The following is a 14,488-nucleotide window of genomic DNA, read 5'->3' on the forward strand; positions in this document are numbered from 1 at the left end:
CACCATGGAAGATGACGAGATCGAGGACTACGACCGTGAGGTCGAACTCGCGCTGTACCGGGAGTACCGCGATGTTGTGTCCCAGTTTAAATATGTAATTGAAACAGAGCGTCGCTTTTATCTGGCAAACGAGGTAAACCTCGTGCGTCAGGACACCGAGCACGACTTTTATTTTGAGATCACGATGAACGATGTCTGGGTCTGGGACGTATACCGTTCCGACCGCTTTGTGAAGTCGGTTCGTGTGCTCACGTTTAAGGATGTGAACGTCGAGGAGCTGAACGCCCGCGATTTTGAACTTCCCAAGGACCTCTCGCTGGATAAATAGCGCGAGGCCCACCCGCTGGTGCCCGCCACGAGTCTCCCCGGAGACCCGCGGCGGGCACCGTCTTTTTTGCGGGGACTCCTCCGCGCCGGGCTAGGGCAGGATCAGCAGGGCGCCGAGGGAGAGTGCGGCCACGAGGGTCCAGGACAGCATCGCGAGGGCAAAGGCGCGGCCCCCTCCGCGCAGCAGCTCCCGCACCCGCACCCCGGCGCCGAGCGCAAAGAGCGCGGCGGCCAGCAGCCACTCCTGGGCCTCGGCCGCGATATCCAGGGCGAGGTCGGGAACCAGGCCAAAGCTGCGCAGGGCCACGGCCAGCAGGAAGCCGGCCACAAAGAGCGGCACGATCGGCGGCAGCTTGGTGGTGATCTCCTCGCCCGCGGCGCGGCTGCGCGAGCGCATCACGAGGGTTGTGGCGGTGACCATCGGCGCGAGCATGAGGACGCGCGTGAGCTTGACCACCACGGCCACGGCCAGGGCGGTGGCCCCGGCTGTTTGCGCGGTGGCGACCACCTGGCCCACATCGTGCACGCTGGCACCCACCCAGAAGCCAAAATCGGCGGGGCTGAGCCCGAGCGGGCGGGCCAGGAGCGGCAGCACGGCGATGGCGAGGGTGCCACACAGCGTGACCATCGCGATGGGGGTCGCGGAATCGCGCGATTTGGAGCCCGCGGCGGCGCTCATTGCCCCGATTGCGGAGGCCCCGCAGATGGAGAATCCGGCGGCCATGAGCAGCGGCTGATCGCCCGGGAGCCCGAGGGCGCGGCCCGCATAGAGCGTGCCGATGAAGGTGAGGATGACGATGCCGATCACCACGAGGAGCGTGGGCCAGCCGAGGTTGGCCACATCCACGATGCTGAGCTTGAGGCCGAGCAGGACGATTCCGAGGCGCATGAATTTTTTGCTGGAGAACCCGATTCCCGGGGCGAGGATGCCGTCGAGGAAGCGCGCGCCGGCCGGAATATTGGCGGCGATGATGCCCAGAGCCACCGCCGCGGTGAGGGTGGGAACGGCGGGAATCGCGAGGTGGAGCAGGTGCGCGAGGGCGGCGGCGATCGCGGCCGCGAGGATTCCGGGAAGCAGTTTATGCACGAGGGGTTCCGTCGGTTGGGTGGTGAACGATGCGGGGGCCTCGGATTTTGGCCTCAACCTACGTTATCCGTCCCCGGGCGGGAGGCCGCGCATTGCGGCGGTGTGGGGATGATCGGTGGGGTGATCGACGGCGGGGTCATTGCCGGTGGGGTGATCATCCCCAGGGAATGGGCCGGGGGAAAAGTTATCCCCAGATATGAGACGGGCGGTGCGCGGAGAGGGGATGGGGATCAGGATAGAAGCAGGTGAGGAGGCCAGGATGCATAATTCCGAGTGGGGTGAGCTGGGCGAGGCCATTGCCGTGAGTTTTTTGCGGCGGCGTCATTTCCGGATTCTTGCGCGCAATTGGCGCTGCCGCTTTGGCGAGGTAGACATCATTGCGCGGGATCCGCGGGGTGTCATTGCCGTGGTCGAGGTGAAGACGCGGCGTTCCCTGGTCGCGGGGCATCCCGCGGAGGCCGTGACCGCGCGGAAGCTCGCGCGCCTGGAGGTGCTGGCGGGGGAGTGGCGTCGGGTGCAGCGCGCCGCGCAACCGCCGCTGCGTATCGATGTCGTTTCCGTGCTGTTAAGCCCGCGCGATCCGCCGCAGATCGAGCATTTTCGCGGGGTGCAGCCGTGAGCGTGGGGCGCACCTGGGCGGTGGCACTGGTGGGGATCGAGGGTGAGCTCGTGGAGGTCGAGGCCGATATCAGCCAGAGCCTGCCGCGCCTGGTCATTATAGGGCTGGTCGATCGTTCCCTGGGCGAGGCCGAGGGGCGGGTGCGCCTGGCCGCCTCCAATTCCGGGTGCCGGCTGCCCACCGGGCGCATCACGGTGAATCTCTCTCCCGCGAGCCGGCCCAAGGCCGGTTCGGGGTTTGACCTGGCCATTGCCCTCGCCTGTCTTGCGGCCGATGCGCGGGTATCCGCGTCCTCGGTAGATGGCGTGGTGCATATCGGTGAGCTGGGGCTCGACGGCCGGTTGCGCCCCACGGTGGGGGTGCTGCCCGCGGTTATGTCGGCCTGTCGCGCGGGCCGCACCACCATCATGGTCCCGGAGGCCAATCGTGCCGAGGCCGAGCTAGTGCCGGAGGCGCGGGTGATTGCCGTGGGCTCCCTGCGGGAGGCCGCGCTGTGGCACGGTGCCGAGCTGCGCCCGCCCGAGGAGGAGGAGCCGGCCGCAGGCGCCGCGGCGCGGGAGCGCGAGGCGGAGGCGGTCCCGGGGGCGGCGGGTCCGGAGCGGTCCGCACCCGAGGCGCCGCCGCCGGATATCGCCGATGTGCTGGGCCAAGACGACGCCCTCGAATCGCTGATCGTGGCGGCCGCGGGTGGGCATCATCTGGCGCTGGTGGGCCCGCCCGGTGCCGGTAAGTCGATGCTCGCGGCGCGCCTGCCCGGGCTGCTCCCCGATCTTTCGGTGGGTGACGCCCTGGAGGTGGCCGCGGTGCACTCTCTGGCGGGCATCACCCTCGGGCGGGTGGTCTCGCGGCGCCCGCCGTGGGAGGCCCCGCATCACAGCGCCACGGCCGCCGCCATTATCGGGGGCGGGAGTGGGCTGATCCGCCCGGGTGCCGCGGCCCGCGCCGTGCACGGTGTGCTCTTCCTCGACGAGGCCGCGGAGTTCACCGCGCATGTGCTTGATGCCCTGAGGCAGCCGATCGAGGACGGCCGCATCGTCATTCACCGCGCGGTGGGTGTGGCCACCTTCCCGGGCTCCTTCCAGCTGGTGCTGGCGTCCAATCCCTGCCCGTGCGGCCGCTTTGGTGAGCCCGACCACAGCTGCACGTGCCCGGCGCAGGCCATCCGAAAATATCAGGCCCGCATCTCCGGGCCGCTACTCGACCGGGTAGATATTCGCATCCGGGTGCGCCCGCTCTCCCTCACCGCCCTTCGCCTCGCCCGGGAGCCGCACCCGCGTGAGCATACGCTTGAGGCCCGGGAGCGGGTGGGGGAGGCCCGCGCGCGCTGCCGGCATCGCCTGCGCGATACCCGCTGGCATACAAACGCCCAGGTGCCCGGCGCGTGGCTGCGTTCGCCCGGGCAGGCGCTTCCGCTTCCCTCGGTGCAGGTGCTAGACGAGGCGCTGGGTCGCGGCAGGCTCAGCATGCGTGGTTATGATCGCGTCCTCCGCATGTCCTGGACCCTCGCCGATCTTGCGGGTGCCCCGCGCCCCACGGCCGCGCATATCGCCCGCGCCCTTTATCTCCGGGAAGGAACCACATTATGACCCCAAACGCGCTTTTTGGCCTGCCCCTCGACGTCATCCGGGCGGCGATCCTCGGGGTGCGCCCCGATGGCCTCGACCGGGAACGCGCGCTCTCCAAGCCTGCCAACGCCGCGCCGGGCGGCTCCCTCCCGGAAGTCTGTGCGCGGGGCCATATCGGGTCCGCGCCCTCTCTGCCGGGAGGCGCGTCCCCCGGTGCCGCGTCCGCAGACGGGTCCGATCCGGCCGAGCAGGCGGCCGAGCAGCCTCCCGCGCGGGCCCCCGCCGCTCCGTGCCTTCCCGAATCGGCCCCGGCTTCGCCCGTTCCCGGGGCCCGGCCCGCTTCCGGGGGCGAGGCTGGGGTGGAATCCGCGTCCGAACCGGCCCCCGGCGCGGGGGAAGGCGGGGTCGGCGGGGCGGCGCGGGTGTCCGAGTCCCGGGCCCATCCCGCTCCCGAAGCGCCCCCGGCGCCCGGGCGGGGGCGGGGGCGGCGCGCTGGCCCCGGTGCCGAGCCTGACCCCGCCTCCCCGGCCTTTCGCGCGTTCCTGGAGCAGGCATTTGCCCACGCCGCCTGGTCCACCTTTGTCGAGCCCGGAGACGGCGTCGCGGGGATGCTCTTGCTGAGCCTGGGCGCCCCCACCGCTCTGCGTGCGGTGCTAAACGAATGGCCGGCGGCCCGCACAGCCTCCCTCATCCGCGAGCAGGGGGTGGAGGGCATCGACCCCGAGGGGCTGATCCGCGTCCTGGAACAGGCCGAGGCCCGGTGGCGCCCCCGAATTGCCGCGCAACCGGTATTCCGCGCCCTCGAGGCCGCGCGCCGCAGCGGCGTCCGCCTGCTCCTGCCCCAAGACCCGGAGTGGCCGGTCGGCGTGGACGATCTAGGGCATCACGCCCCCGTGGCGCTCTGGGCCCGCGGCGGTGCCGGGGCCCTGGCCGCCGCTGAACACTCGGTCTCGCTGGTCGGGGCCCGCGCCTCCACCCGCTATGGCGAGGAGGTCACGATGGAGATCACCGCGGGCCTGGTTGAACGCGGTTTTTCCATCGTCTCGGGGGCGGCATATGGCATCGACGGCATCGCCCATCGCGCCTGCCTGGCCAATCACGGGCACACCATCGCGGTGCTCGCCGGGGGCGTAGACCGCCCCTATCCCAGCGGGCATGCTCACCTCATCTCGCGCATCGCCCGGGAGGGGCTCATTATCTCCGAGATTCCCTGCGGGGGCGCGCCCACCAAATGGCGTTTTTTGCAACGCAACCGGCTGATCGCGGCGCTGGGCCAGGCCACCATCGTGCTGGAGGCCGGGTGGCGTTCGGGTTCCCTCAATACCGCGGCTCATGCGGCCACGCTTGGTCGTCCGCTGGGCGCCGTCCCCGGCCCGGTCACCTCCGCCACCTCCGCGGGCTGTCATCGGCTCCTGAGGGAATACGCGGCACAGGTGGTCATCGATGCCGATACCGCCGCCGAGCTCATCGCGCCCCTCAACCATCTCCCGGGCGGGGCCGCCGGCGCGGCCGCAACCCCGCCGGGGTCCTCCGCGGCAGGCGAGCGCCCTGCGCCCCCGGCGGCCCCCACCCAACCGCGCCGGGCGCACCCCGCGCCCACGGAGAGACAGCGGGGCGAGCCCGCCGCGGAGCGCACGGAGAGGCAGCGGGGCGAGCCCGCCCCGGAGCGCATAACCTCCCGCCCACGCTATCCGGATAGCCGACATCCGCCTGGGCGTCGCATCGTCCCCGAACGCTCCCCCGGGAGGGGCGTGTCCTCACCCGCGCGGGAGCGGTGCGCCCCGGGCCCGGGTGTGCGTGGCGGGCTCGCGAGCGAGCGCGGGTTCACCGCGCCTCCGCGGCCCGGCGCGGGTGCCCCGCCAAGGGGGAGTTCTCTGCCGGGCGTGGGTGCTCCGTCGAGGGGGAGTTCTCTGCCAGGGGCGGGTGCTCCGTCGAGGGGGAACTCCCTGCCCGCCGAGGCCGAGGACATGGCACTCACCTCCGCCCCCGCGCCCCAAGACGCCCCCGATTCCCTCGCCGCCGAGCCGCTATTTGAGCTGCCTCCGGAGCCCATCCCCACCGACTATTCAGGCTTTAACCTCTCCGGCGAGGGTCCGGACGCGAGTGGTGCTCGGGACACCGCCAGGCGTGGCAATATCCGAGGCGCTCCCGGAGACGTTACCCCCGCTGCAGGGGGAGCGCGGGCCACATCCCGCGGCGCCCCGGAGGAGACGCGGGATGCCCCACTGCGGGGTCCCGGAGCCGGGCGGCGGGGCCGGCCCACCCGCGAGGGCCGCCGCGGTGCGCCCCCATTCGGTGCGGACGGCGAGCCGTTGCGGGATACCGAGGAACTGCGTCGGATGCGGGATGCCCTGAGTTATCGCCAGGCCAAGAGCGTGACGATGTTGGCCGCCGAAGCCGGCCTCTCCCTGCATACGGCGCGCGCGGCCCTGGGGCTTCTGGCGCTTTATGGCGAGGCGGCCGATAACGGCGAGGGGTGGCGGCTCCTGCGTGGGCGCGCCGCCGGCTAGCGGGCGCACTATATGTCAGAGTTAACGGATGAAAATCGTTCGAGCCGTCGAGGAATACCTGGACTATCTCGCGCGTGATCGCAATTATTCCCCGGCCACCGTCACCGCCTATGACTCCGATCTGACCAACCTGGCCCGGTTTCTTGCGGGCCGGGGGGTGGATGCCGTGGAGGGGGTGACCCTGGAGAACCTGCGCGACTGGCTCTGGGAGCTTTCGGGTCAGGGGCTCTCCGCGGCGAGCCTCGCCCGGCGCGCCGCGGCCGCGCGCGGCTGGGGGGCGTGGATGGAGCGTGAGGGCCTTATTCTGTCCGATACCGCTGCCCGGCTGAAATCCCCGCGGGTGGGTCGCACCCTTCCGCATGTTGCGCAGGCGGAGGCGCTGGATGCAGCGCTCGAGGCCCTGCGTTGGGGTGCCGCCGACTCGGGGGATCCGCGCATGCTGCGCGATAGTGCCCTGGTGGAGGTTCTATATGCCACGGGTATTCGTGTTGCGGAGCTGTGTGGACTCGACCGGGGCGATATTGATCTCGATCGTTTAACCCTGCGGGTGCTGGGTAAGGGCGCGAAGGAGCGGGTGGTTCCGTTTGGGGTGCCCGCCCGGGATGCGCTGACCGCCTATCTCACCCGCGGGCGCCCGGCGCTTCGTGGCGAGGGGGCCTCCGCGGGCGATGCCGTGTTCCTTGGTGCTCGCGGCGGCAGGCTCGGCTCGCGCAGCGCCTATTCGATTGTGGATCGTGTGCTGGGAAATATTCCCGGCTTCACCGGGGGCGGCCCCCATACCCTGCGGCATAGCGCGGCCACCCATCTGCTGGATGGTGGAGCCGATCTTCGTTCGGTGCAGGAACTTCTGGGACATGCATCCCTGGGCACCACTCAGATCTATACCCATGTTTCCGCGGAGCGTCTGAAGGAGAGCTACCGCACCGCCCACCCGCGCGCCTGACGCGCGCCCCGCGGCATCCCCACCGGCATCAACAGCGCAGCGGAATTATCTTCGGCACGTAATCGGTACGGTCGCCCTGCGGCCCTGCGGCCCTGCGGCCCTGCGGCCCTGCGGCCCTGCGGCCCTGCGGCCCTGCGGCCCTGCGGCCCTGCGGCCCTGCGGCCCTGCGGCCCTGCGGCCCTGCGGCCCTGCGGCCCTGCGGCCCTGCGGCCCTGCAAGGCTGGTGGCGGCAGGCTGTGTGCCTGTGTATCTGCCGGGGTGCGGTATCGCCGGGTTAAACGCCGACTGCCCGCCGAGGTAGGGTGGCGGGCAGTCTGTTGCGGTGGTGCAGGAGGCCGTGCACATGAAGCGCGAATAAACCGTTCGAGTGAAACGGTGATAAATCCACTACCGGGCGATAGCTGAACCTGGATTTATTTCACGTTTCACAATTTAGCGAACAGAATTAGGTTAGGCAACCCTTAATGCAAATTTTTTGGTTTCGTGAAGGAAATGGTCGGCCGGTGGGGTTCGCGAGCCTCGGGTTTTATGGGGGTGGGAGGAGCACGATGCGGGCGGGGGTTCCAAAATAGAGCCGGGGGTTTATATACTCCTCGCCGCTGCGTAGGCCGATATAGAGGCACCGTTCCGAGCATTGGCCGCCGGTGGATACGACGCCGAGGAGCTGTCCGCGGCGTACCGGTTCGCCCTCGGTGAGGGGAGAGTCGAGTGGTTCGTAGCTGCTGCGCAGGTCGCCCGGATGGCTGATGGTGAGAACGGGGCGGTCGACCACAAATCCGGAGAATGCCACCGTGCCATCGGCGGGGGCAAAAACCGGGGTTCCCGGGGTGGCCTCCAGGTTGAGCCCCCGATGGCCCGGGCCCCACGGGGTGAGGGGCGCGGAAAACTCGCGGAGTACACGCGGGGGTGGATCGAGTGGCCAGGGCCAGCGCGTGCCCGCGTGGCCTGCGCCCGTGTGTATGCCTGTTATGCCCGGCTTATGTGCTTTGCCCGGTGTTCCTGGTATGCCCGTTCTACCTGACGTGCCCGGAGTCCCCGCTATGCCGGTTGTGCCTGGTGTGCCGGTTGTGCCTGGTATGCGTGTTGTGCCCGGCGTGCCCGGTGATTTGGTGAGGGACGTGGAGCCTTGTGTATAAGGGAGGGAGAAATCGGTGAACCAGGAGGATCCGAGGGTCGGGCACAAAACGGGGGAGGCGATTGCCTGCGGGGGTGGTGGTGTCGCATCTGATGTGGCCGAACGGAATATGACCCGGGAAGACGACAGGGCGCGGGGGAGCCCGGAGGCGCGCGGGAAGGGTCTGGCGGGGAGGACATTCACGAGGCATGGTGCCGCGACGTGCCGTGGGGGTGCGCCGAGTTGTGGGGCCGTTCCGAGGTATGGAGCCGGACCGAGTCGTGGAGCCGATCCGCGGTGTGGAGCCGCGCTGAAGTATGGAACCGAACCTAAGTGTGGAGCCGGACTGAGTCGTGGCGCTGGGCCAAAGGGTGAGGCTGTTCCGACGTATGGAACCGAACCGAGGTGTGGAACTGGGCCAAAGCGTGAGGCCTCTCCGAGGTGTGGAACCGGACCGAGGCGTGGCGCAAGTGAAAGCCGTTTGGTATCCGTGCTGTTGCTGTTGCTGTTGCTGTTGCTGCTGTTGCTGTTGCTGCTGTTGCTGATGTTGCTGATGTTGCTGCGGGATGGGGGAGTGGTGCCCTCGGAACCCTCCTGGGGTGCGAGGACGGGCGAGACCTGGGGGCCGCCGATGGTCACCACCCACGGGAGCACGGCGAGGAGGATTAGGGCCGTGAGTGCGCGTCGGCGGTGCCCGGGTGAGAGGCGATGCGTCCCGGAGCGGGCGTGCAATGCCGGGGTGGGCCGTGAGCCGAGGCCGCTGGGCAGGCCCTGTGGGAGGCCGTCATCGCCGCCCGGGCGCTGACTCTGGACCGAGGCCACGTCAACGAGCCTGCGCCCGCCTCTGTGTACGCCTCCGCACCCACCCCCGTGTACGCCTTCGCACCCGCCTCTGTGTCCGACTTCGCGCCCGTCTCCGTGCCGATGGCTCCCGCCCCGCCCGCGGGGCACGCCCCACACCCGCGGGGTTTCGGGTAGTGAGCGCCAACCGAGGGATCCCCGGCGGTGCGCGCTCGCCGTGTGCTCGGGGTAGCCGCGGGGGAGCGATGGGGGCCTCGGGCACCGTGGGCCGACGGCGAGGATGCCGGGCCGCTCGCCGCGAGCCTGTACGCCGCGGCGGAGCCCCCAACGCGCGCGCCACCGCCGCCACGCGGATCGCCGCCACGGCCCCGGGAAAACCTGCATTGTGTTCTTCATGATTCCATCCTGCGTTTTCCCCCGAAAACTGGCGGATCCGTCCCCGTTATTGTGGAAAACCGCCCGGACGGGCAGGCCTGTGGACGGTGCGCGGTAGCGCGATCCTGCTAGGATTGCTGGAGCGTCCCGTGTATCGGGGCGACTACGCGTGTCCGGAACATGCACATCCCCCATCGGTCACCCTCCTCGGAGGGTCTGTGGGGCTGTGTCGGGCACCAGGCCCTGGCGTCATCCGATGCCGGGGAAAACCGAGAAAAGGAGTACGGCCATGGCCGTCGTAACTATTCGCCAGCTGCTCGACAGCGGCGTACACTTCGGGCACCAGACCCGCCGCTGGAACCCGAAGATGAAGCGTTTCATCTTCACCGAGCGCTCCGGCATCTACATCATTGACCTGCAGCAGTCGCTGGGTTACATCGATAAGGCCTATGACTTCGTCAAGGAGACCGTCGCTCACGGTGGAACCATCCTCTTTGTGGGAACCAAGAAGCAGGCCCAGGAGTCCATCGCCGAGCAGGCTACCCGCGTGGGCCAGCCCTACGTGAACCAGCGCTGGCTGGGTGGTCTTCTGACCAACTTCAACACCGTCTCCAAGCGTCTTGCACGCATGAAGGAGCTCGAGGAGCTGGACTTCGAAGACACCGCTAAGTCGGGCTTCACCAAGAAGGAAATGCTCATCAAGAAGCGCGAGCTGGACAAGCTCCACAAGTCGCTCGGTGGTATCCGCAACCTCACCAAGACCCCTTCGGCTCTGTGGGTTGTTGACACCAAGAAGGAGCACCTCGCCATTGACGAGGCTCGCAAGCTTGGTATCCCCGTTATCGGTATCCTCGACACCAACTGTGACCCCGACGAGGTCGCCTACCCCATCCCGGGTAACGACGACGCCATCCGCTCGGTCAGCCTGCTGACCCGCGTGATCGCCGACGCCGCAGCCGAGGGCCTCATCCAGCGTCACCAGAAGCCCGCCGAGGGCCAGGCAGCAGCCGAGCCCCTCGCCGCCTGGGAGCAGGAACTGCTCGCCGGCGATAAGGCCGAGGTTGTTGTTGAGGAGACCGTCGTTGTTGAGGCTCCCGCAGCCGAGGAAGCCGCCGCTCCCGAAGCTGCCGCCGAAGAAACCAAGTAACACCTACCATCGAGGGGTTGTAAAAAATGGCTAATTTCAGCATTGCTGACCTGAAGGCCCTCCGTGAGGCCCTGGGTACCGGCATGGTCGATACCAAGAAGGCACTCGAGGAGGCCGGCGGAGACGTCGAGAAGGCCACCGAGATCCTGCGTCTTAAGGGAGCAAAGGGTAACGCTAAGCGTGCCGACCGCTCCACCAGCGAGGGCCTCGTTGCCGCCAAGACCGTGGGCAACGTCACCACCCTGATCGAGCTCGCCTGCGAGACCGACTTTGTTGCCAAGAACGAGCGCTTCGGCAAGCTCGCCGAGCAGGTTCTGGACGCGGTTGCCGCTGCCGGCGCCGACTCGGTGGACTCCGCCCTGGCCGCCTCGGCCGGCGAGAAGAGTGTTGCCGACCTCATCAGCGATGAGGCCGCCATCATCGGTGAGAAGATCGAGCTGCGCAACGTGGGAGCCCTCCAGGCCGACGCGTTCGAGGTTTATCTTCACCGCACCAGCAAGGACCTGCCCCCGCAGGTTGGTGTAGTCGTCGGTTATTCCGGAGACGACGCCGAGACCGCTCGCTCGATCGCGCAGCACATCTCCTTCGCGAACCCGGAGTTCCTCGCTCGCGAGGATGTTCCCGCGGAGCTCGTGGAGAAGGAGCGCAACATCGTTGAGGAGATCAGCCGCGGCGAGGGTAAGCCCGAGGCCGCACTGCCGAAGATCATCGAGGGTCGTCTGACCTCGTTCTTCAAGCAGGTTGCTCTCCTGGAGCAGGACTACGCCAAGGACAATAAGCAGCAGGTTGGAAAGGTCGCGTCCGACGCCGGCCTGACCATCACCGGCTTCCTGCGGTTCAAGGTCGGAGCCTAGGCTCTTATAAAGGGAGTCCGGATTGCATTTGCGATCCGGGCTCCCTTTTCCATGTCGCCACCCGGGGTGCGACCGACTACCCTGGACACAGAACTTGAGAACGAAAGGGAACACACCATGGCTCCGAGCGAAAAACGACGCGTCCTTCTGAAACTGTCGGGCGAGGCATTTGGTGGGGGTTCCCTCGGGGTGAACCCCGATGTGGTCAGCGCCATCGCCAAGGAAATTGCCGAGGCGGCCAAGACCGTGGAGATCGCAATCGTTGTCGGAGGGGGAAACTTCTTCCGCGGCGCCGAGCTCTCCCAGCGCGGCATGGACCGCGGCCGTGCCGACTATATGGGCATGCTGGGCACCGTGATGAACGCCCTCGCCCTGCAGGACTTCCTGGAGCAGGCCGGCGCATCCACCCGCGTGCAGTCGGCCATCGCCATGACCCAGGTGGCCGAGCAGTATATTCCCCGTCGCGCCGAGCGCCACATGGAAAAGGGCCGCGTCATCATCTTTGGTGCCGGTGCCGGTCTGCCCTATTTCTCCACCGATACCGTGGCCGCCCAGCGCGCCCTGGAGATCGAGGCCGATGTGGTTTTGGTCGCCAAGAACGGCGTGGACGGCGTTTATACCGCCGACCCGCGCCTGGATGCCACCGCCACGCGCATCGATGAGATCACGTATCAGGAGGCCCTGCAGCGCGGCCTTAAGGTTGTGGACTCCACCTCCTTTAGCCTGTGCATGGACAACGGCATGCCGATGCGTGTCTTCGGAATGGAGCCCTCGGGCAACGTCACCCGCGCGATCCTCGGCGAGGAAATCGGAACACTCGTTCGCAACTAATCCGGGGGATGACACGCGTAGGTGTCTCGCCCGATAGAATGAACCCAGATTTGTGAAATATTAAGGAGTCCCCGTGATCGCGGAAGTACTGTCCGACACCGGCGTCCGTATGGACAAGGCCGTGGAGGTTGCCAAGGAAGATTTCGCCGGTGTGCGCACCGGTCGGGCCAACCCCCAGATGTTCCAGAAGATCAATGTTGACTATTACGGCACCCCCACCCCGCTGGGTCAGCTCGCCGGAATGAATAACATTGAGGCTCGTACCATCGTCATCACGCCCTACGATAAGGGTGCGCTGCGCGATATCGAACAGGCGATCCGCGATGTGCCGAACCTCGGCGCGAACCCCACCAACGACGGCAACGTCGTGCGGGTATCGCTGCCCGAGCTCACCGAGGAGCGCCGCAAGGAGTATGTCAAGCTGGTGCGCACCAAGGCCGAGGACGCCAAGGTCGCCGTGCGTAATATTCGTCGCAAGGCCAAGGAAGACCTCGAGTCCCTGAAGACCGAGGTGGGCGAGGACGACGTCGCCCGCGGGGAGAAGGAGCTGGAGACCGTCACGAAGTCGCGCATCGACGCGATTGATGAGGCTCTGAAGCGCAAAGAAGCCGAGCTTCTCGAAATCTGATCCCCGTGACCATATCGATCAACACCACGCGGCGGGTCCTCCATGGTTAACCCCGAGGAGGATCCCGCCGACGGCGGCGAGCATAATACACACGGTCATCCGCGTGAGGTTTTGCACGCCAAAATTGAGGCAACCCGTGCCGATATTGAGCGCCAGGTGCACGCCACCCGCGCCCAGATCGATCAGGTAAACGAGCGGATCGAGGCCCGTACCGGCCGCAATCTGATCCTCGCGATCCTGATCGGTGTGGGCCTCGGGGCGATTCTCCTGGTGAGCCTGATCGTCATCAAGGACCTATTTGCCCTGGTGGCGCTGATCTTTGTGGGCTTTTCCACGTTTGAGCTGGTCACGGCGCTGAAAATCACGCCGCGTAAGCTCGACCCGGTCCCCAATGTCATTGCCGCGCTGGGCATCGTCACGGCGGCCTATTTTAATGACCCCGTGGTCATGTGGTCCTCGCTGCTAGGAGGCATCGCATTTGCCGTGGTGTGGCGCCTCATCGCGCAGATGATCGAGGCGGATGGCCGCACGGCGCCGGAGATTTTCCGCGATGTGATCGCGATCACCCTCGTGCAGGTTTATGTTCCCTTCATGGCCTCCTTTGCGGTGGCCCTGACCCGGCGCGAGAACGGCGAGTGGTGGGCGCTTGCCTTCCTGATCGTGGTTGTCTCGGTGGATGTGGGAGCCTATGCCAGCGGCCTGAGCTTTGGTAAGCATCCGATGGCCCCGAAGATCAGCCCCAAAAAGACCTGGGAGGGCTTCGCCGGAGCGGTGATTGCCGCCCAGATCGCCGGTATCCTCCTCGCGCTGTTTATGCTGGAGGTGCCGTGGTGGGTGGGCACCATTCTGGGGGCGCTGCTCGTGATTTCCGCCACCGTGGGTGACCTCGCGGAGTCCATGATTAAGCGCGATATCGGCATTAAGGACATGAGTTCCTGGCTGCCGGGCCACGGCGGTTTCCTGGATCGACTCGACTCGATGCTGCCCTCCGCCCCACTCGCATTTGCTATCTTTGTGGTGTTTAGCCCGCTCAGCACCCTCGTCGCTTCATGACCCGGGTCGCCGCGACTCCTGTTTCATCATCCACCCGGGAGGGATCCCCAGTGTCTGCAACGTTCCCCGATAATAAGCGCGGTACCCGCGGCTATCAGCGCCGCCAGGTAGATGCGTTCCTCGAGCGGGCCCGCGTGGCCTTTGAGCAGTCCCCGGATCGTCCGGCCCCGCTCACCAGCGAGGAGATCCGGCACACGTCGTTTAAGCTTGTCCGGCACGGCTACTCCACCTCGCATGTGGACGCGGCGCTTGAGCGCCTCGAGGATGCGTTTGCCCACCGCGAGCGGGAGATTTCGCTGGCCGATGGGGGAGAGAGCGCCTGGCTGGCCCGCGCCCGCGAGAGCGCCCAGGTGATCCTGAACCGCCTGGCTCGCCCCGAGGGGGAGCGGTTTAACCGCGTGGGTCGCTTCACGACCGGCTATGACATGGACTCGGTGGACGCCTTTGCCGATGAATTGCGTGCCTATTTCCAGGACGGTAAGCCGCTCGCCATCGATCGCGTGCGCACGGTGGTTTTCCCCGCCCAGCGCCGCGGATATTCCGAGCAGCAGGTGGACGTGGTTCTGGATGAGGTCATCGAGATCATGCTCGCGGTGCGCTAAACAGATCCCCTCCTGACCCCCTCCGCGTCTTA

13 protein-coding genes are annotated in these 14,488 nt (G+C 67.5%); 11 read left to right on the forward strand and 2 right to left on the reverse strand.

Annotated elements, in window-relative coordinates; translation table 11 throughout:
- Nucleotides 1–4: 4 nt before the first annotated feature.
- Complete coding sequence (locus KXZ72_RS00350; RefSeq protein WP_226081731.1) at nt 5–328, forward strand: DUF2469 family protein; 324 nt, start codon at nt 5–7, stop codon at nt 326–328.
- 90 nt (nt 329–418) lie between these two features.
- Here KXZ72_RS00350 and KXZ72_RS00355 read toward each other — a convergent pair whose 3' ends face one another.
- On the reverse strand, nt 419–1,414 hold the full coding sequence (locus tag KXZ72_RS00355) for a YeiH family protein (RefSeq protein WP_226081732.1): 996 nt from the start codon (nt 1,412–1,414) through the stop codon (nt 419–421).
- A gap of 259 nt (nt 1,415–1,673) precedes the next feature.
- Here KXZ72_RS00355 and KXZ72_RS00360 point away from each other — a divergent pair, with 259 nt between their 5' ends.
- Genes KXZ72_RS00360 through KXZ72_RS00375 form a run of 4 tightly spaced genes read left to right on the forward strand, consistent with a single transcriptional unit; the run spans nt 1,674 to nt 7,051 of the window.
- Nucleotides 1,674–2,033 carry a YraN family protein gene (locus KXZ72_RS00360; protein ID WP_226081733.1) on the forward strand — a complete coding sequence of 120 codons (360 nt, stop codon included), beginning with the start codon at nt 1,674–1,676 and terminating at the stop codon, nt 2,031–2,033.
- Nucleotides 2,030–3,619: a YifB family Mg chelatase-like AAA ATPase gene (locus tag KXZ72_RS00365; RefSeq protein ID WP_226081734.1), complete on the forward strand. Its 1,590-nt coding sequence runs from the start codon at nt 2,030–2,032 to the stop codon at nt 3,617–3,619. Before KXZ72_RS00360 ends, KXZ72_RS00365 begins: the two co-directional genes overlap by 4 nt.
- On the forward strand, nt 3,616–6,108 hold the full coding sequence (gene dprA, locus KXZ72_RS00370; protein ID WP_226081735.1) for a DNA-processing protein DprA: 2,493 nt from the start codon (nt 3,616–3,618) through the stop codon (nt 6,106–6,108). The genes KXZ72_RS00365 and dprA overlap by 4 nt, the downstream gene beginning before the upstream one ends.
- A 28-nt stretch (nt 6,109–6,136) precedes the next feature.
- On the forward strand, nt 6,137–7,051 hold the full coding sequence (locus KXZ72_RS00375) for a tyrosine-type recombinase/integrase (RefSeq protein ID WP_226081736.1): 915 nt from the start codon (nt 6,137–6,139) through the stop codon (nt 7,049–7,051).
- 526 nt (nt 7,052–7,577) lie between these two features.
- Here the strand turns inward: KXZ72_RS00375 and KXZ72_RS00380 are convergent.
- Complete coding sequence (locus KXZ72_RS00380) at nt 7,578–9,536, reverse strand: murein hydrolase activator EnvC family protein (RefSeq protein ID WP_318999895.1); 1,959 nt, start codon at nt 9,534–9,536, stop codon at nt 7,578–7,580.
- Nucleotides 9,537–9,630: 94 nt separating this feature from the next.
- Here KXZ72_RS00380 and rpsB point away from each other — a divergent pair, with 94 nt between their 5' ends.
- From rpsB to KXZ72_RS00410, 6 genes are all read left to right on the forward strand, one after another.
- Nucleotides 9,631–10,488, forward strand: coding sequence for a 30S ribosomal protein S2 (rpsB, locus tag KXZ72_RS00385; RefSeq protein ID WP_226081737.1), 858 nt, complete (start codon nt 9,631–9,633; stop codon nt 10,486–10,488).
- A gap of 26 nt (nt 10,489–10,514) precedes the next feature.
- On the forward strand, nt 10,515–11,342 hold the full coding sequence (gene tsf / locus KXZ72_RS00390; RefSeq protein ID WP_226081738.1) for a translation elongation factor Ts: 828 nt from the start codon (nt 10,515–10,517) through the stop codon (nt 11,340–11,342).
- Between the two features lie 117 nt (nt 11,343–11,459).
- On the forward strand, nt 11,460–12,173 hold the full coding sequence (gene pyrH, locus KXZ72_RS00395; RefSeq protein ID WP_226081739.1) for a UMP kinase: 714 nt from the start codon (nt 11,460–11,462) through the stop codon (nt 12,171–12,173).
- A 73-nt stretch (nt 12,174–12,246) separates the two neighbouring features.
- The gene (gene frr / locus KXZ72_RS00400; protein WP_226081740.1) at nt 12,247–12,801 is read left to right on the forward strand and encodes a ribosome recycling factor; all 555 of its coding nucleotides are present in this window, start codon (nt 12,247–12,249) and stop codon (nt 12,799–12,801) included.
- A 42-nt stretch (nt 12,802–12,843) separates the two neighbouring features.
- Nucleotides 12,844–13,854 (forward strand): phosphatidate cytidylyltransferase, encoded by a 1,011-nt coding sequence (locus tag KXZ72_RS00405; RefSeq protein WP_226081741.1) that lies wholly within the window; start codon nt 12,844–12,846, stop codon nt 13,852–13,854.
- Nucleotides 13,855–13,904: 50 nt separating this feature from the next.
- Complete coding sequence (locus tag KXZ72_RS00410) at nt 13,905–14,456, forward strand: DivIVA domain-containing protein (RefSeq protein WP_226081742.1); 552 nt, start codon at nt 13,905–13,907, stop codon at nt 14,454–14,456.
- Nucleotides 14,457–14,488 lie beyond the last annotated feature (32 nt).

This window comes from Mycetocola spongiae (genome assembly GCF_020424085.1).
Taxonomy (GTDB): domain Bacteria; phylum Actinomycetota; class Actinomycetes; order Actinomycetales; family Microbacteriaceae; genus Mycetocola; species Mycetocola spongiae.